The sequence below is a fragment of the Jeotgalibaca sp. MA1X17-3 genome, assembly GCF_021513155.1.
In the GTDB taxonomy this organism is placed as follows: Bacteria; Bacillota; Bacilli; order Lactobacillales; family Aerococcaceae; genus Jeotgalibaca.
The window spans coordinates 750,217-769,003 of the sequence record NZ_CP090983.1; the positions used below are offsets into that span (position 1 = coordinate 750,217).

General features: G+C 35.8%; 14 protein-coding genes and 2 pseudogenes. All 16 read left to right on the forward strand.

Annotated elements, in window-relative coordinates; translation table 11 throughout:
* Positions 1 to 50 precede the first annotated feature (50 nt).
* The 16 genes and pseudogenes from LZ578_RS03775 to LZ578_RS03845 all read left to right on the forward strand — a co-directional run bounded on the left by LZ578_RS03775 (position 51) and on the right by LZ578_RS03845 (position 18,599).
* Positions 51 to 869, forward strand: coding sequence for a polyphosphate polymerase domain-containing protein (locus LZ578_RS03775; protein WP_235146003.1), 819 nt, complete (start codon positions 51 to 53; stop codon positions 867 to 869).
* Between the two features lie 31 nt (positions 870 to 900).
* Entirely contained in the window at positions 901 to 1,593 is a 693-nt protein-coding gene (locus LZ578_RS03780) for a DUF4956 domain-containing protein (protein ID WP_235146004.1), read from the forward strand.
* A gap of 298 nt (positions 1,594 to 1,891) precedes the next feature.
* A pseudogene (locus LZ578_RS03785) lies at positions 1,892 to 3,108 on the forward strand (CotH kinase family protein).
* A 464-nt stretch (positions 3,109 to 3,572) separates the two neighbouring features.
* Positions 3,573 to 3,701: a hypothetical protein gene (locus tag LZ578_RS12420; protein ID WP_255763932.1), complete on the forward strand. Its 129-nt coding sequence runs from the start codon at positions 3,573 to 3,575 to the stop codon at positions 3,699 to 3,701.
* A 288-nt stretch (positions 3,702 to 3,989) separates the two neighbouring features.
* Positions 3,990 to 5,393 carry a 23S rRNA (uracil(1939)-C(5))-methyltransferase RlmD gene (rlmD, locus tag LZ578_RS03790; protein WP_235146005.1) on the forward strand — a complete coding sequence of 468 codons (1,404 nt, stop codon included), beginning with the start codon at positions 3,990 to 3,992 and terminating at the stop codon, positions 5,391 to 5,393.
* 301 nt (positions 5,394 to 5,694) lie between these two features.
* On the forward strand, positions 5,695 to 6,288 hold the full coding sequence (locus tag LZ578_RS03795) for a helix-turn-helix domain-containing protein (RefSeq protein ID WP_235146006.1): 594 nt from the start codon (positions 5,695 to 5,697) through the stop codon (positions 6,286 to 6,288).
* Positions 6,289 to 6,307: 19 nt separating this feature from the next.
* Complete coding sequence (locus LZ578_RS03800) at positions 6,308 to 7,831, forward strand: class I SAM-dependent DNA methyltransferase (protein ID WP_235146007.1); 1,524 nt, start codon at positions 6,308 to 6,310, stop codon at positions 7,829 to 7,831.
* On the forward strand, positions 7,821 to 9,083 hold the full coding sequence (locus LZ578_RS03805) for a restriction endonuclease subunit S (RefSeq protein WP_235146008.1): 1,263 nt from the start codon (positions 7,821 to 7,823) through the stop codon (positions 9,081 to 9,083). The genes LZ578_RS03800 and LZ578_RS03805 overlap by 11 nt, the downstream gene beginning before the upstream one ends.
* A complete protein-coding gene (locus LZ578_RS03810; protein ID WP_235146009.1) occupies positions 9,080 to 9,283 on the forward strand; it encodes a hypothetical protein in 204 nt (67 codons plus the stop codon). The genes LZ578_RS03805 and LZ578_RS03810 overlap by 4 nt, the downstream gene beginning before the upstream one ends.
* Before the next feature lie 132 nt (positions 9,284 to 9,415).
* Complete coding sequence (locus LZ578_RS03815; RefSeq protein WP_235146010.1) at positions 9,416 to 12,670, forward strand: type I restriction endonuclease subunit R; 3,255 nt, start codon at positions 9,416 to 9,418, stop codon at positions 12,668 to 12,670.
* 18 nt (positions 12,671 to 12,688) lie between these two features.
* Positions 12,689 to 12,910: a YdbC family protein gene (locus tag LZ578_RS03820; RefSeq protein ID WP_235146011.1), complete on the forward strand. Its 222-nt coding sequence runs from the start codon at positions 12,689 to 12,691 to the stop codon at positions 12,908 to 12,910.
* 12 nt (positions 12,911 to 12,922) lie between these two features.
* Positions 12,923 to 13,912, forward strand: a complete 990-nt coding sequence (locus LZ578_RS03825) for a hypothetical protein (protein WP_235146012.1) — start codon at positions 12,923 to 12,925, stop codon at positions 13,910 to 13,912.
* 9 nt (positions 13,913 to 13,921) lie between these two features.
* Positions 13,922 to 14,479, forward strand: a pseudogene (locus LZ578_RS03830) (zinc ribbon domain-containing protein); the annotation flags it as partial.
* 141 nt (positions 14,480 to 14,620) lie between these two features.
* The gene (locus LZ578_RS03835) at positions 14,621 to 14,845 is read left to right on the forward strand and encodes a helix-turn-helix transcriptional regulator (RefSeq protein ID WP_235146013.1); all 225 of its coding nucleotides are present in this window, start codon (positions 14,621 to 14,623) and stop codon (positions 14,843 to 14,845) included.
* A gap of 15 nt (positions 14,846 to 14,860) precedes the next feature.
* Positions 14,861 to 15,547, forward strand: coding sequence for a hypothetical protein (locus tag LZ578_RS03840; RefSeq protein WP_235146014.1), 687 nt, complete (start codon positions 14,861 to 14,863; stop codon positions 15,545 to 15,547).
* Positions 15,548 to 15,638: 91 nt separating this feature from the next.
* Positions 15,639 to 18,599, forward strand: a complete 2,961-nt coding sequence (locus LZ578_RS03845; protein ID WP_235146015.1) for an SIR2 family protein — start codon at positions 15,639 to 15,641, stop codon at positions 18,597 to 18,599.
* Positions 18,600 to 18,787: the final 188 nt, after the last annotated feature.

The window sequence follows — 18,787 nt, forward strand, 5'->3', positions numbered from 1 at the left end:
TAAATAAGATAAGAAAATGCTCCCCCTTAGAGAACAGGGGGAGTATTTTTATGTTCTATCAAATATTTTTAAAAGACTTTAAGTTCATTTTAATTAGGGAACCTATACTAGCTTTAACAAGTAGATATATTGATTTGAAAGGAGTAAAGGATATGGGCTATCAAAATGTTTTTAAGCGCTATGAATTAAAATACATTCTGACACAAGAAGAAAAGGAATCCTTGTTACAGGCTATGGAAAAACATATGATTTCTGATCCCTTCGGAAAAAATACAATTTGTAACATCTACTTTGACACGCCTGACAAATTATTAGTCCGAAGATCACTGGAGAAACCAGTTTATAGAGAAAAACTAAGGGTAAGAAGTTATGGTGTTGCAAATCCGGATAGTAAGGTTTTCATAGAAATTAAAAAGAAATATAAAGGTATCGTCTACAAACGTAGAATTAATTTGAAGGAAAAGGTAGCTAGAAGTTATTTAATAGAAGGCAAGCCTCTGAAAAAGCATAATCAAATTTCGGCCGAAATCGATTATTTAATGAATTTCTACAAAAATATTGAACCATCGATATTTTTATCCTATGACCGTGAAGCCTTTTATAGTAAAGAAGATAGAGACTTCAGAATGACATTTGATGAAAAAATTCTGGCTCGAGATTACGATATTAGCCTGAATGCGGGTGTTTACGGTGAATTCGTATTGCCAAAAGACAAAGTTATTTTGGAAGTGAAAACAGTCTTTGGTGTACCTATATGGTTACGCAATTTTCTTAATGAGAATCATTTATATAAAACATCCTTTTCCAAATATGGAAATACCTATTTAAATATGTTGTTACCGAAACGTTTAGAAAATACTCAACTATAAAAAAAGTGAAAAGAAAGAAGAGGTGTGACGAATGTCACTTAATAATTTATTTACTGGTGTTTTGGATAGTACAGAGGTAGCTGCTGTTACCTTATCAAATTTTATAATCTGTATGGGGACGGCGCTAATATTAGGATTGTTTATAGCAATTGCTTATACCTATAAAAATAGATATTCAAAAAGTTTTGTTGTGACCTTAGCGACTTTACCAGCTGTCGTTGCAGTAATCATAATGATGGTAAATGGTAATTTGGGGACAGGTGTGGCAGTTGCGGGGACATTTAGCTTGGTAAGATTCAGATCAATACCAGGAACAGCTAAGGAAATCGGTGCCATATTTTTAGCTATGGGAACAGGTCTTGCAACGGGTATGGGTTATATCGGTTATGCCATTGCCTTTACTATCATTGTAAATGGCGTGGGATTACTCTACACAGCAAGTGACTTTGGGGAAGGTAAAAAAACACAAAGATTGATGAAAATTACCATACCTGAAGATTTAGATTACACAACTGTTTTTAATGATTTATTTGTAGAATATACTGATAATGCTGAGTTAATTAGTATTAAAACAAGCAATATGGGTAGTCTCTTTAAACTTACTTACGATTTGGTACTTATAGATGTAAAAAAAGAGAAAGAGTTTATGGATGCATTAAGATGCCGTAATGCAAATCTTGAAATCACTGTGGCAAAACCATCTAGTTTTGCAAATGAATTGTAAAAAAAGATAGATACATAAATTGAAAAAAAGGGAGTGACAGGTAATGAATAAACGAATGACAGGATTCCTATTAACAGCAATGTTTTTGACAGGATGTCAAACGGCAATAACCGAAGGTGACACAAAAGAGATGGAACAAGTAGAAAGCAGTAGTGAAGAGACTAGCAGTGTAGCAAAAACAACAAATTGGAGTGAGGAAACACATAGTAATCAAGTAGATCCTGATTATGATACTGTTTTTAATCAATCTGATGTCATGGAATTTAATATTACGATTGCTCCGGAAGATTGGGAAGCAATGCAAAATGATTTACAGGAAAATATAGTCGGAAACATTGAAGAACCAGGTGAACAACCAGGTGGCAGGTCCGGATTCCAAGGAGCGCCACCTGCGAATAATCAAATAGAGTTAGAATCGGAAAATGATTATGACCCTATCTGGGTTGAATCGACAATTACAGTAGATGATAACACTTGGGATCATGTAGGAATTCGATTTAAAGGGAACTCCAGTCTCTCTTCGTCAGTCAGTTCGGGAAATAATAAACTTTCTTTTAAATTAGACTTTGATGAATTTGAAGATGAGTATTTGGAAATTGAAAACCAGAGATTTTATGGTTTCAAACAATTAAATCTCAATAATAACTATGCAGATGAATCCTTGATGCGAGAGAAAGTAAGTGCAGATTTATTTGATGAATTTGGAATTCCTGTAGCAAGCACAAGTTTTGCAGCAGTCTATGTGGATTATGGAGAAGGCAGTCAGTTTTATGGTCTCTATACCTTGGTTGAAGAAGTTGATGATACAGTCATCGAAAGCCAATATAGTGATGATTCAGGAAACCTCTATAAACCGGATGGAACAGCTGCTTCTTTTGCTGAGGGAAGCTACAACGATGAAGAAATGGAGAAAAAAGTAATGAAGAAGAAGCCGACTATTCCGATGTTTCAACTCTATATAAAGTGATAAACAGTGAGCTTCGAATAAGTGATTCGGAAGCTTGGAAATCGGAATTAGAAGACATATTGAATGTCGATGAGTTTTTAAAATGGCTAGCAGCTAATACAGTCATACAAAATTGGGATACGTATGGCAACATGACTCACAATTACTATCTCTATAATAATCCAGAAACCGGCACATTTGATTGGATACCTTGGGACAATAATGAAGCGTTGAAAGAAGGCAAGGGAAACCGTGGTGCCTTAAGCTTGTCATTAGAAGAAGTCGATAGTCAATGGTCCCTGATTGCTTATTTAATAGACGTACCTGAATATCAAGAGATTTATAGTACTTATGTGGAACAATTTAGCGAGGAAGTATTTACAGAGGGAAAAATGATTGAAGCGTATGAAACCTATTATGAAATGATTAAAGAATATGCTTATGCTGAAGAAACAGGGTATAGCTATATTCAATCCAATCAATCTTTTGATGCAGCAGTCCAAACTTTGAAAAATCACGTTGTAGAAAGAAATCAAGCTGTTCAAGCTTATTTGGAAGAGACCAATTAGATTCCATCCTCTAATATATTTCTGGAACTGGAAGGTGAATTGTATCGGAAACGCTGGATTATTTCAATATCTCCGAAGATAATAATATAGGCATTCTCTACCAGAGTATAGGAGGGAATAAGTGGTATATGGTGAATGCTAAAAATATAATACTAGCCAGTATAAAGAATTATTCTTTTTGCTCGCTATCATTCTTTCAACACCTGAAGTCAATAAATAATTAAGAATGGTACCACAGAATTTTAATCAAAAGATTGAATTGATATATAAAGACAATCATTTTTTGAGATATGGATATTCATGGGGAAACTGGATGAGTTGACTGTTCTACAACGGTTAGAAGAAAGTACCTTTATCCTTCAAAATATAATTTGAAAAGATGCATTTTTTATAAAAATAGTATATACTATGACCTGACTAAATTTTATAGTATATAGTGCAAGTCAATAAAGGTGGAATGAAAGATGAACAAAAAAGAAAAGATGTTAGAGCTGATCAAAAACAAACAATCTGGTGGTAAATCAAAAAATGTTGATACACCAAAAAATGATGCGAAGTTTATGCGTAAAGGTCCAAAAATTTTTAATAAATAATAGGGAGTATAAAAAACTTCCTATGGTAGTACCCTTTAAAAGTTAGAGTTTTAATCATACAGCGAATAGGCTGGTTTGAGTTCGGTATTTTACTGGACTTAGACTAGCCTTTTTTATTTGGAGATCATTATCACTCATCAATTTTTTCTTCACGATACATTTTCAACTATAAATGCTTTATAATGAAATTATATGGAAAAATAGAAGTGGTAATAAAGGCATCAATCAATTTTTAATGGACCCTTAAGAAGCCTTTAAGTCTAAATTTTTACCAGTGGAGGCGAATAAATGAAAAAAGAGATTTATCCAACAGAAGTATTAGATGTAACTATTGAACACCTGGATTCACGGGGGTATGGCTATGTGGGTCATATTCATCCACCTACTCGAGGTTCGAATGGGAAGACACTAAATATTTTTGTAAAGAATGTCGTACCCGGTGATGAAGTAAGGGTAACGATTGAAAATGCAAAAGGACGTCGTAAAGCAGTGGTTGATTACGACAAACTACTGAAGCCAGGGCCAACACGAAATCTCGAAGTCCCAACCCATACGTCTGTTTCGGGTGGTGTCCCCCTTCAATACATGCATTATACTGACCAGTTAGCTTACAAAATGGACCTGGTAAAAGGGTATCTAAAAGAAGCAGGCTTTGACGACTCACTAGTTAAACCAATTATTGGAATGAATAAGCCTACTCGTTACCGTAATAAAATGGAGCTTACATTTGGGCCAAACGGTGAACTGGGCATGACGAAACAGGGAGATTTTCGTAAAGTCATTGACTTAGAAGATTCGATTTTGGCACCTGAAATAATGGTAGACATGAAACATGTAATCAGCCAGTGGCAGAAGGATTACCAAATACCAGGTTATGACAAAACAACACAGAGTGGTATACTGCGAAACTTGTTGCTACGTACTTCGTTTGCGACTGGGGAACTGATGGTGGTTGTATATGCAAAGAAAACGCCCGAAGTTTTCCCGGAAGCCGTACATGATTTAGTCCAGCGTTTAACTTCACAGTTTGAACAGTTGGTCAGTCTGCAATGGGTGGAGCATGCAGCAGCAGTAGAGCGAATCCAAACAGATGCAACACATATTCTACATGGTCGTGATTATATCCATGATGAATTAAATGGTTTTAAATATCGTATCTGGCCAGATACATTCTTTCAAGCAAATCCTGTCCAAGCAGAGAAACTGGTGGATTTGGCCTTGCAGATGGCAGATGTCAATGCGGATATGAGAGTATTGGATTTATTTTGTGGGGTAGGTACTTTTAGTTTACCTTTTGCCAAACGAAGCAAGGAACTAGCCGGAATTGAACTTGTCGAAAAGTCCATCCTGTCGGCTAGACGTAATGCTACAGACAATCATTTGTATAATACGTACTTTATGGCAAGCGATGCCCGTATCGGCTTAAGAAAGCTGAAAGAAACATGGGGACAACCAGATCTATTGATACTAGATCCACCCAGAAGCGGAGCTGGTGGAAAAGTAATGCGTAGCATTGGTCGTCTGGGTACTAATAAAATTATTTACATTTCCTGTAGTCCCAAAAGTTTAGCTGAAGATCTGAGATGGTTAAATGATTTTGGTTATGAATTGGTAACCGTTCAGCCAGTCGACCAGTTTCCACATACCGCTCATGTTGAGACGGTAGTATTGCTATCAAGGGTAGAGAAGTAAGAGTATAGAAACATGTGTAAATAAGCACTTTCCGTGATTTGAAATCTGGTTGTATGCCAGGAGGATAATCACGGTTTTTTATTATGTGGGAACTTATCCAAGATAGGCAGGTTACAAGGTTGAGCAGATAATTAGGATATTGATGTGGTGAGTTGATAAGAATACTGTCAATAACGTGGTGAGTGGATAGAATGATTGTCAAAAAATTAGAAAACAATTACATTGTATATTGACCCAGTCAATAAAATGAATTATAATAAATATTAGATTGGAACATTGCCCTGCACCAGGAGGTGAGAACTTGATAGGATTAGAATATATTTTAAACCTCTATAATCTTCAACATATAGAACTTGCAGAAAAACTTGGCATAAAAAAACAAAATATAAACATGTGGGTGAAAGGGCGACAGAACATTCCAAAAAAATATCTACCGATTTTAGAAGAACTTTTTGGAATTGATCAGTCCTACTTTGGACGTGAGCTTACAGAAATAGATCAATTGGAGATTCAGAAGGAAAAGCTGAAAAAAGAACTTAAGCCTGTGATCGAAAAACATGAACAGCAGTTTTCTTTGGGAGAGATGAATGATCTTGTTGAAGTTCCCATTTACGATAAAGAAGAAATGAATGCAATAGAGCGAGATATAGCAAAGGCCAAGCTGGTATCAAGATTTAAGGATGCAATGGATATAGTAGATAATAATCCATACTTAGAGACCTATAAACTCATCGTAGAACTACTTGAAAAAGTACAGCATGAATCTGTTCTACACAAAACGGTTGAAGCATTGGCTCACTATTACGAAGTCTTACCTGATTGGGTAAGCAGCGAACCAGAACAAGAAGGCTTTGAAGGTGAAATATTTGAAGTCTTTGATGATCATAACTATTAAACATTTGGAGGTAATATTAATGACTGAGAACACAGGAAACATTGGATTTGAAGAGACACTTTGGAAAGCGGCTGATAAATTAAGAGGCAGTATGGATGCTAGTGAATATAAACACGTGGTACTGGGGCTTATCTTCCTGAAGTACATATCCGATAAATTTGAAACAAAGTTTGATGCTTTGGTTGAGGAAGGTGCAGGTTTTGAAGAGGATCGGGATGAATATGAAGCAGAGAATATCTTCTGGGTTCCAAAGGAAGCAAGATGGTCTTTTATCAAGGATAATGCAAAAGATCCCAAAATTGGGCAGTTTATTGATGATGCCATGATACTGATAGAAAAAGAGAATCCATCCCTAAAGGGTGTACTGGATAAGCGTTATGCAAGACCAGAAATTGATAAAAGAAGGCTGGGAGAACTGATTGACTTAATTTCAACCATCAAGCTTCATCAAAATGGAGAAAAGGACTTACTAGGTAGAGTGTATGAATATTTCCTTGGCCAGTTTGCCAGTGTGGAAGGAAAAGGCGGTGGAGAATTCTATACGCCTACTAGTGTAGTAAAGACTTTAGTTGATATGATTGAACCCTACCAAGGTAGAGTCTATGATCCTTGTTGTGGATCAGGTGGTATGTTTGTACAGAGTGAGAAGTTTGTAGAGGACCATCAGGGAAGGGTTGAAAATCTATCTATCTATGGTCAGGAAATGAACTCAACGACATGGAAACTTTGCAAAATGAACTTGGCGATTAGAGGATTGGATGCCAATCTAGGACCACACCACGATGATACCTTCCATCACGATCTTCATAAGACATTAAAAGCAGACTATATCCTTGCCAATCCACCTTTTAATATTAGTGATTGGGGTGGTAATCAACTGACAGATGATGTGAGATGGAAGTTTGGTATTCCACCACAAGGAAATGCAAACTATGCGTGGCTTCAGCATATGGCTTATCATTTGGCACCAAATGGAGTAGCAGGAATTGTGCTTGCGAATGGTTCACTAAGCACGAACACTTCAAACGAAGGTGAAATTCGAAAGAATTTGTTAGAAGAAGATATGGTCGATGCCATTGTCGCTCTTCCAGATAAACTGTTCTATTCCACAGGTATTCCGGTATCACTATGGATTCTGAACAGAAACAAAAAGGATAATCCGAAGTTCAGATCAAGAGAATATGAAGTCCTTTTTATCGATGCACGACAACTGGGAGAAATGATTGATAGAAGACATAGAGAGCTAACGGAGGAAGATATTGGCAAGATTACGGAAACTTATCATGAATGGCGAAATATCGGTGGAGAATATGAAGACATCAAGGGATTCTGCAAGTCAGCTACCATTGAAGACCTCAGAGAACATGAATATGTCCTAACCCCTGGAAGATATGTAGGAATTGAGGATGTGGAAGATGATGGTATCCCGTTCGATGAAAAAATGGAGAGTATGACAGCAGAGTTAGCGGAACTATTTACTAAATCCCGAAAGCTAGAAGAAGAGATCAGAAAGAATCTAGGAGGGATTGGGTATGAGTTTTAGTGAGTGGAGAGAGCAAAAAATTGGTGACCTTTGTACTGTAAAAGGCGGTAAGAGATTACCTAAAGGAAGAAATTTGACGACAAATAAAACTAACCATCCATATATACGTATAAGAGATATGTATCAGCATAAGTATATTGAAGAAAATGGTGAATTAGAATATGTTGACGATCAAACGTTTGAATTGATAAAAAGATATATTGTAGATTCAGGAGACATAATTTTAGCAATAGTTGGAAATACAATTGGACTAGTTTCTTTAATAGGTAAAAGTTTAAATAAAGCCAGTCTGACAGAAAATTGCGTTAAACTAATAGATTTGAAAAGTGTTAAACCAGAGTTTATTTACTATTATTTGATAACTAAATCAGGTCAAAATGAGATAAAAAGTAAAATTGTTGGTACTTCGCAGCCTAAACTACCAATTTACGGTGTTCAAGATATTAAGATTCCCGTTCCGCCTCTAAATGAGCAAGATGGGATAGTATCAACTTTATCCAGTCTTGACGACAAAATAGAAGTCAACAACCAAATCAACAAAACCCTTGAGAATATGGCGCAGGCAATTTTCAAGCAATGGTTCGTGGATTTTGAATTTCCCAATGAAGATGGCGAACCTTATAAGTCCAGTGGTGGAGAAATGGTTGAAAGCGAGCTTGGGATGATTCCTAAGGGGTGGGAAGTTGTTCAGTTTAGAGATTTATTTAAGTTTATTAAGGGAAAAAAACCAAAAATAATAGAAGAATGTAAATTTGAAAATTCAGAAAAGTATCTAACAATAGATGTGTTAAATCGAAATTCTGTTTTATTTTGTTCAAAAGAAAAAGTTGTTGAGGCCGATAGTGAAGATGTTTTAATGGTAATGGATGGTGCAAGTTCAGGTGCTTTATATTTTGGGCAAAAAGGAGTTGTGGCCTCAACTTTAGCCAAACTTGAGTTAATAAGTAAGAAAATTTCAAAGAAGTTCTTATTTTACGCGCTTAAATATTTTGAAAACGATATAAAAACTCATACTACTGGATCTGCAATACCTCATACAGATAAAGAGTATGCGTATAGGCTAATGATAGCATTACCTAACGATATATCATTACAAAAAAAAATCGACGATCTTTTGAGTGATATAAGTGATACTTTTATTGCTCGAGAACAAGAGAATGCAATTTTAAAAGCGGCTAGAGATTCACTTCTCCCCAAACTCATGTCCGGCGAAATCAGAGTTCCTCTCGATGAACAAGGTGATGCATCATGAAATTTGGATTCCGAAAGCCAAGCTTAAAGAGAAGAATCTCTGCAAGAACCAGTATTAAAAGACAGGTAGCCCACCGAGCAGGGATTAAGATGCCGCGGGGATATGGGTTTCTTAGAAATCCTAAAAAAGCAGTGTACAACAAAGTATATAATCGGACATCTTTTGATGTATTCAAGACGCTTAAAAAGCTGTTCAAATAATTATTTATTCAAAATTAGTTAGATGAATGGAGAAGTGGAGGTGCGGGGTGATCAATAAAACAATAGAAATAAATCAAATGACTGCATTGGAAATGCGAATCGAAATGATAGATTGTCTGGGAGGTGGTAGTGATGAGTAGTGTGAATGGAATTTTTACAGAAGCGATGCTGGAAGAAGCAGCGATTGAAATTTTAGAAAGTCTTGGCTATGAGTATGCCTTTGGTCCAGACATTTCTTTAGGTGGAGATTATGAAGAGCGAAAAGATTATCGTGAGGTAATCCTATCATCTAGAGTGAAAGACGCACTCTTTAAGATTAATCGAGATCTTCCAAGGGAAGCACTGGATGATGCCTATCGTCAACTGATTACATTCAATAGTCCCATGCTGGAAGAAAACAATCGCTATTTTCATCAGTTAATGACAGAAGGGATAGAGGTATCTTTTAATGAAGGTGGAAACATTCGCACCAAAAGAGCCCATATTATAGATTTTGAAAATATTAGTAATAATGAATTTGTGGTTGTCAATCAATTTACTATTATAGAAAATGAAGAAAGAAGACCGGATCTTATCGTCTTTGTGAATGGCCTTCCTCTTGTGGTCATTGAGTTAAAGTCTGCCAGCGATGAAAATGTAGGGATAGAGGGTGCCTATAATCAGATACAGACTTATAAGAGAGATATTCCTTCGCTGTTTAATTACAATGCTTTTTGTGTAATCTCAGATGGAATCAATGCCAAAGCTGGAACCATTACTTCCAATGAAGAGTGGTTTATGAACTGGAGAACCGTTGATGGGGAAAATATCGCACCTTTATCTGAGCCTCAGTATGAAGTGCTGTTGGGTGGCATGTTCCAAAGGGAAAGATTATTAGATATTATTCAAAACTTCATTCTTTTCCAGGAGTCGAAAGAAGCGGAGAAGGATTTTGAAGGCAAGAAAATAGGGGATAAAAAATCCATCATAAAAATCTTGGCAGCCTATCATCAGTACTTTGCTGTTAAGAAAGCCATTGAAAAAACAAAAGAAGCGACAAAAGAAGACGGCGATCGCAAAATCGGTGTTGTTTGGCATACCCAAGGTTCTGGGAAGAGTTTCTCTATGGTGTTCTATACCGGGGGCCTTGTGCGAGAACTGAACAATCCAACCATCGTGGTTATAACCGATAGAAATGACCTGGATGATCAGCTCTTTACAACCTTCACCAAATCAAAAGATATTCTGCGTCAGACACCAAAACAGGCAACGGTACGAAAACTTTCAGATAGCCAGAGAACGAATTATGCTAACGGAAATAGCACTGAAGTAAATGGACTGTATGATCTTTTGAATGATCGAGAGTCCGGTGGAATTATCTTTACGACCATTCAAAAATTCAAACCAGAAGATGGCGAGATGCCAGTACTCTCAGACCGTAAGAATGTCATCATCATTGCTGATGAAGCCCACAGAAGCCAATATGGATTAGAGGCCAAAGTAGATGCTAAAACCGGTGAAGTGAACTATGGCTATGCGAAATACCTCAGAGATGCACTACCCAATGCCTCTTTTATAGGTTTTACAGGGACACCGATTGATCTGGAAGATCGATCGACGGTAGCCATATTTGGGCATACCATTGATACATATGACATGACCCAGGCGGTAGAAGATGAGGCAACGGTTCGAATTTATTATGAAAACCGTATCATTAAACTTGAAACAGATGAAGAAGAGCTGACAAAAATTGATGATGAATTTGAAGAAATCACAGAAGGTCAAGAAGAATTTGAGAAGGATAAAAATAGAGCCAAATGGTCCAGAATGGAATCCATTGTGGGTTCTCCAAACAGAGTCAAAAAGCTTGCCGAAGATATAGTAAATCACTACGAAGAAAAAGCGAAGAGTATCGATGGCAAGGCTATGGTTGTCTGCATGAGTCGCAGAATCTGTGTTGATCTTTATGAGGCGATAACAGCACTGAGACCTGATTGGCATCATGATGATATTGATAAAGGGAAAATCAAAGTTGTTATGACTGGTAGCGCAGCAGATAATGAAAAGATTCAGAAACATTTAGGCGGTAAACAGCGAAGAGACTTGCTTGCGAAACGGATGAAAGATAATAGTGATGAACTTAAAATAGTCATTGTGAGAGATATGTGGCTTACCGGTTTTGATGTTCCCTCTATGCATACTATGTATATCGATAAGCCGATGAAGGGACATAACTTGATGCAAGCCATTGCAAGAGTGAATCGCGTCTTTAAGGAAAAATCTGGCGGTGTTGTAGTTGACTATATCGGGATTTTAGAAAGCTTAAAGAGCGCACTAAAACAATACACCAATACGGATCGTCAAAATACTGGTATTGATACGGACGTCGCTGTTGCTGTTATGCTTGAAAAACTGGAAATTTTAAGTAACATGATGCATGGGTACGACTACTCGAAGTATATGGGTAATTCTCAAGTAGAAAGAATGCGTACCATTGTAGGTGGTATGGACTTTATTCTTGGGAAGAAAGAAGAGGACCAAAAGGAATTTAAAAAGACAGCTCTGGAACTAGGTAAGGCCCATGCTCTATGTGCTGCAACGGATAAGGGGAAAGAAAAGGCTCTTGAAGTCAGCTATTTTAAAGCAGTGAAAGCCAGCCTTGTTAAACTAAAAGAAAAGGACAAAATACCGTTATCAAAAAGAGAAATTGAAGCAAGACTCCATCAAATGTTGGAACGATCTATCATTTCAGAAGATGTGATTGATGTTTTTGATGTAATGGGAATCAAAAGACCGGAGATCTCCATCCTCTCTGAAGAGTTCTTAAAAGAAGTTCAGGAAATGAAGCAGAAAAACTTAGCAGTGGAAATGCTGAAGAAACTATTAGAAGGCAACATCAAAACCATGGAAAAACGAAACCTTGTAAAATCGGAAAAATTCTCTGAAAGGCTGACGAAGGCTCTAAACAAGTATCGAAATCAAGCACTTACAAATGCTGAAGTCATTGAAGAGCTTATACGAATGGCCCATGACATTAAAAAAATGCGTGAGGAAGAGGCAGAACTGGGTCTAAGTGACGATGAAATCGCTTTTTATGATGCACTAACCGCAGATGATATCGTAAAAGAACTCATGGAAGATGAAACGCTTAAGAAAATCGCTCATGAATTAACTTTAGCTATACGAGACAATATCACAATTGATTGGAGTGTTCGTAAAAGCGCACGAGCGAGCATGAGACGGGTGATTAAAAGGCTTCTTAGGAAGTATGATTATCCACCAAATCAAGCATTAAAGGCGATGATGATCGTCATGCGACAAGCGGAGAAAATGGCTGGAAATGTGTATGAAGAAGTTATTTGGTCAGACAGAGTTGCAGAAGAACCTAGGGAATTTACAATTGACTGATGAAAGGATTGATTTTAGATGGCAGATATAAAATACGAAATCAAAGAAACTGTGGGTGCTCTATCCGAAAACAATAAAGGATGGTCAAAGGAACTGAATTTAATCAGCTGGAATGACAGGGAACCCAAATATGACATCAGAGATTGGGCACCAGAACATGAGAAAATGGGCAAGGGTGTAACCTTAAGTGCAGAAGAGCTTAAAAAACTTAGGGAATTACTGAATGAAATGGAACTTTAGGGAGGTTGAGATATGTACAGTATTAAGAGGAAACAAGCTGCAAGGATTGAGCCGGTCACTTTTTCAGAACTGAATATGACTGAAAATGATATAGAGGAAGTTTTAAGAAACAGTATTGATATGATCTGTGATGAAGAAGAATCTATGCTCATTGTCGGTAGACAAGTCAGAAATGAGAAGAATGGAAGAAGTGATTTGACCGCAGTCGATAACAACGGAAATATTGTACTAATTGAAATTAAGAGGGACCGAAAAGATATTGAACATCGCAAAGAAGCTTTTGAATTTCAAGCAATAAGATATGCAGCTAGTTATGCAACAATAGATAAAATCGATAATTTAGTGAAAAAAGTTTACGCTCCATACATTGAAAAATATAGAAGTGAGTTTGAACCGGGAGAGTTAACCTCATTTGAACTTGGTATTCGTAAGTTAAATGAGTTCCTTCGGGTGAATGATGCACAGAAGAACTTTAATGAAAAGCAAAGGATCATCTTGGTGGCGTCTGATTTTGATGAGCAGACATTGTCGGCAGTTGCGTGGCTTAATAGTAATAATGTTGACATGAGTTGCTATAGATTAACTCCGTACAGGCTGAATGAAGATATATTTTTCTATGTAGAAAAGCTACTTCCGGTTACTAATTACGATGATTATTATGTGAACTTGATGGACAAGTCGGCTGTCACAACAGTAACTGGAGATAAGAAAATCACACGGAGATCACTGCCTAAAATTGACTTAATGCTTGAATGGGGCGTTGTTAAAGAAGGAGACGTCATTGTTGCTAAAGGTAGAGAAGATGAAGGAAGGCTTCTATCAAATGGTAATGTAATGGTCAATGGTGAAGAAAAGTCGATGCAGGCATGGTTAAAAGAAATCTATGGATGGTCTAGCGTTCAGACTTATGTTTTTGCTGTGCACAAAGAAACTGGCAAAACTCTGTCTCAAATTCGTGAAGAATATATGATACAAAAGGAGACAGAGAATACTGAAATATAGAAAATAAGCAACTGTAGCGATATTTACAGAAAAGTTTACTGGAATATTCACGGTAGAAAAGAATTCGTCTGGCGATGCTTGACAAGAATCGAACAGGGTCCTGAAACATGTAAGAACAGAACTGTAAAGGAAGAAGAGCTATATGAAGCTGTGATGATCGCAATTAATAAAGTACTTGCTGGCGGCAATAACATGATAAAAACACTGGAAGAGAACATCCATGCAGTAATCGGTGACAGCACAGAGTATCAAATTTCAGAGATTAATACCTTGCTTGAAGAAAAACAAAAAGAACTAATCAAGGTGGCTAATAAGGGTCAAGAATATGAATACCTAGCAGATAAGATTGATGAACTGCGAGACAAGCGTCAGAATCTTTTAGTAGAAGATGCCTCCCTCAGTGGTGAGAATGAACGAATCAATGAGTTGATAGAATTTATCAGAAAGTACAAATTCCGTACTCTAGAATATGATGATAAGCTTGTGAGGAAGTTAATCCAGAACGTGACAGTCTATGAAGACCACTTCATCATAGCCTTTAAATCTGGAATTGAAATGGAAATATAAAAAAGAGATGTAAGTAGCCCACAACTCTACTGTAGAGTTGTGGGTTTTCTTTTTCCTATTGATTATAATATTTTTTTATAACTACCAATATTATCAACCAAATGGTTTATAATATTGGTAGCGTAAACTTGGAGGTGCTGTATGACTACGGCAGAAATGATTAAAGATCTGTGTGAGCGAATGAATATAAGCGTTTCCGAACTTGCTAGACGTATTGGTCAAACTCCACAGAATTTCAACAAGAAATTAAAGCGGGAGACAGTATCCTTGGATAAATTGAAGGCCATCGCTGATGTGTTTGGCGTCAAGTTTGAGCAGGTATTTATTTTACCTGATGGTGATGAAATAAAGACGGGTAACGAGTGAAGAAGGCGGCTTAATATGATGATTAGTCCGGAAAGTTACTATGAAGAGTACCTTAAAGGGAAGACTAGAGAACAGATAATGACCACGATTCGGGGGCTTAAGCAAGAAATAGGCCGCCTCAAAAATACAATGGAAGACCCGGAATATGGCATTAAAGAAATCGTGCATCCGAGTGAAGATACACGACTTCACTGGACTCGTGAATACCTAGAAAGAGCCAGACAAGCCTATGCCGAGGCTGATGGAACTTATACCTTATCAAAATCAGAACAAAAAGCTGCTGACTTTGATGCGAATATAGATGCAATCTGCAAAATTACCTTTAGCATCGGAGGCTTCTTTGGTGGCTACCGGAGCTATGTTGTAGAACTAACAAATGGATTGAAAGCCTATACAAAATTATGGGAGGATGAAGACCCACTTGTATTGTTGAATGATAACAAGGAGCCATTTATAAAGGATACTATCATTGCGGTACTTAAGGAACTTCACATCGGTGAGTGGCGAAGACATTATACAGCTAAGCGATTCGGATACATAGTACTTGATGGAACTCAGTGGGAGCTAGAATTTGAATACAGCAATGGTCATAAAACAGTAAGGTTTGATGGAGATAACTCATACCCATATAACTTCAATAAGTTCCAGAGATTATTTGGTATTAATTATGCTGAGGAGGATGATGAGTATAAGTGGCTTTGATGCGGTAAAACGGTATGCTTTTGGTGACAAATAGTATGACAGCATTATCGGATGAATAACTTAAATTTAATTAACTTAGGGTGGTGTGCTTATGAAAATGAAACAATACATAGATGAAATAAATAAAGCCTCAAGGCAAGGTAAACTTGTATTTTTTGTAGGAGCAGGAGTCTCTACCCTGTCAGGTTATCCGAGATGGGCAGAGCTAGTTGATGTTTTCTATAAAAGACTATATGGAAAAGAACGAGAAGGTGTATTAACATCAGACGATTACTTACGAATACCGCAAATATTCTACGATGTATTGGAAGAACACGAAAAGGATCAGTATGATAAAATTTTAAAGGAAATATTTGATGTACAAAAGAAACCAAATTCAGTCCATTATAAAATATTATCTTTGAATCCAGCTCATATAATAACAACAAACTATGATGATCTATTAGAAAAGACATGTTGGCAAAGAGGAAAGTATTACACAAAAATTAGTGCTGAAAAGGACGTTTCTGGCGCTACTTCATCCCGATATTTAGTAAAGGTACATGGGGATTTTAGTCGTGGTTTTAATGCGGATAATGTGGTTTTAAAGGAAAGCGATTATATGAGCTATGACCAGAACTATCCTTTAATAAGTAATTTGATGAAGACAATAATGGCAACTCATACAATAGTATTTATTGGTTATGGGTTAGGTGACTACAATATAAATTTACTGCTCAACTGGGTAAAACAATTACAGAAAGATGGTTATAACAAACCTTTCTTCATTCGCACTGATCAAGAACCTATCAAAGATAGCGATGCAAAGTATTTTAAGAATAAGGGATTAAGAATAATTGATTCAGCATCTCTGATAAAATCGAAAGGTGATGAATATTTAAAGCGTTACAATGCTGTTATGGATGTTTTAGTTGATTATAGAAATAATACTGTAAGTTTGGAAGATAGTGAAATTATTGAGTTACTTTATAAAAAGGTTCAACCTTTATTTGCTTTAAAAAGCATAAGGAAAACTGATTTGAAATATGTTTTTGATAATGATTATTTCTTTAATGTAGATGGCTCAATTATAAGTAATAGTTCAACTGGTGAAGGTTATATGGAAAGGTTTTATAACATACAGATCAAATCAAATGAAGGGATTAATGAAGACACACGTGAAAAATATAATGCAATTTTAGAATTTTTCTCAAAAAATAATATCTTAGGAATGGCTAATGAAATTGAAACAAAAAGCATTAGCATAATAAATAGCGTAACAAATCCAATTTTCCATGCAAACTTTGATGAGGTGGATCAATCAATAGATTCAGATAAAGATGGTGCTGAATTCCATTACAAGAAAGCTTTTTACTTAGCGTGTTTAGGAGAATGGGAAGAATCATATAAATTATATTCAAAAATAATATCTCGTACTATTGAAAGTAATAATCTATGGATTTACTATTTGTCCCAAATTAATCGATATCACCTGTATCAATCAATAAAACAAACCAAGAGACACATGGATACAATTGGTATATTAACATATGGAGTTCATTATCAACCATTTTCTCAGCAGTTTATAGAGCAGATAGAAAGTGAATTAAAGAATTTTAATCTAAATGATTTATTTTTAAGTATGCCAAATGAATTTCAAGATGACTACAGGATATTGGAGTTTTTAGGTGATAGTAAATTCTTATATGACGATACTGTTAAACTGTTCGAATTAACAAATAAAGTAAGAAACGCAATAAACAAAGGCTCTGTATCATTTGGATTAACATCTGAAAATGAAATAATGTTAAGAGTTTACGAAACTATAAGATTTCTATTTGATAATCATTTATGGAGTACATCTTTTGGTGAATTTAAAAAGTATGTTAAGAGTGCGATAATATTGCAATTTGAAAAAGCGGAATACGATTTAACCCGGGATGTAGATAATTTTGGGTTTTTAGAAATGATTAACCGCTCTGGGTTCTATATTGATTATTTCGATTTTATAATTATTGCAAAAACATTCAATGTGGATGATATTAAATATATTGAAAGAGCATGTGATATTAGTAGAATATCTTTTAAGGAAGTAGATAAAATTGAAGAATACTTATTAAGGCTTGTCCGTGAGATGGAAGATCATTACACAGAAGATACATTACGTATGAATATCCTTTTTTATAATTTCTTTATTAATGAAATTAAATCTGCTGTTTACTTCGCAAAGTATGTATCTTTATCTCCTCAATGCATAACAAAATTGATAAAGGCAATTATTTATTTGATACCTAATAGAGAGCTTGATAACGGGCAGAAATACCTATGGTGTGAGAGATTAACTAGAAACAATAGTTTGCCTGAAGAAGCTATTCAATTAATTGAAAGTTTCTTACTAAAAGAAGCTCGAAATCGCATAGATATTGATTATTCTGAAATGACCTCAAATAATCTCTTTTCACACAATTTTGCTTTGCTAATCCATCAGTATTACCCCAATTATGTTTCAGAGAACTTATCAAAATATGCTATTGCGATAAATAAAGAATCAACAAAGGAGATTGATTATTTATATAAATTATCAAAAATATTAACACCAGAATCAAGAAAGTATTTATTTGACAACAAGAATATATCAAATATAAAAGATGTAATTGATTGTCTAAGAGCAAATGATATTAATAGCATTACAGAATATGATAGCATTGTAGTTAGTTATGTGTCAGATAGAATTTCAGAAATAAAAAGCAATACAGAAAAAGGGGTAACTGTACTCACAACTGGCGATTATTTGGTAGAATTAGCATCACAGTTTTTTATGGGAGAGCTGAAAAACAAAGAACTAGAAGAATACAAAGGTGTAGTAGACGAATACGATATGTTTATTGACCCCGATGGCTTTGACTATGCCAAGTTTGATCCAGTGTGGCTCAAACGCTATTCAGATGATTTGCTTATGAAGATATCTGAAAATAAATATATGCGTAACAACATATTGAAAATACTTAAAGAACGCATAATTAATTCGAAAGACCACACGTATCTTAGCATGTTATTAAAACACTTTGTCTAGACGTCATCTTGGATATGTTCCCACATACCTAAGCCTACAGTGGATATATTCCCGCATATGACTTCTGATAGAAGAATATTTTGGTAAGTTTTATTTGATAGCTATCCCCTCATCTCAAAACATGTGGAGTGTGTGGTATTGATGTATAGGGTGGAAAAGTAAGTATGGTTAAAGTGTGATGAGGTTTT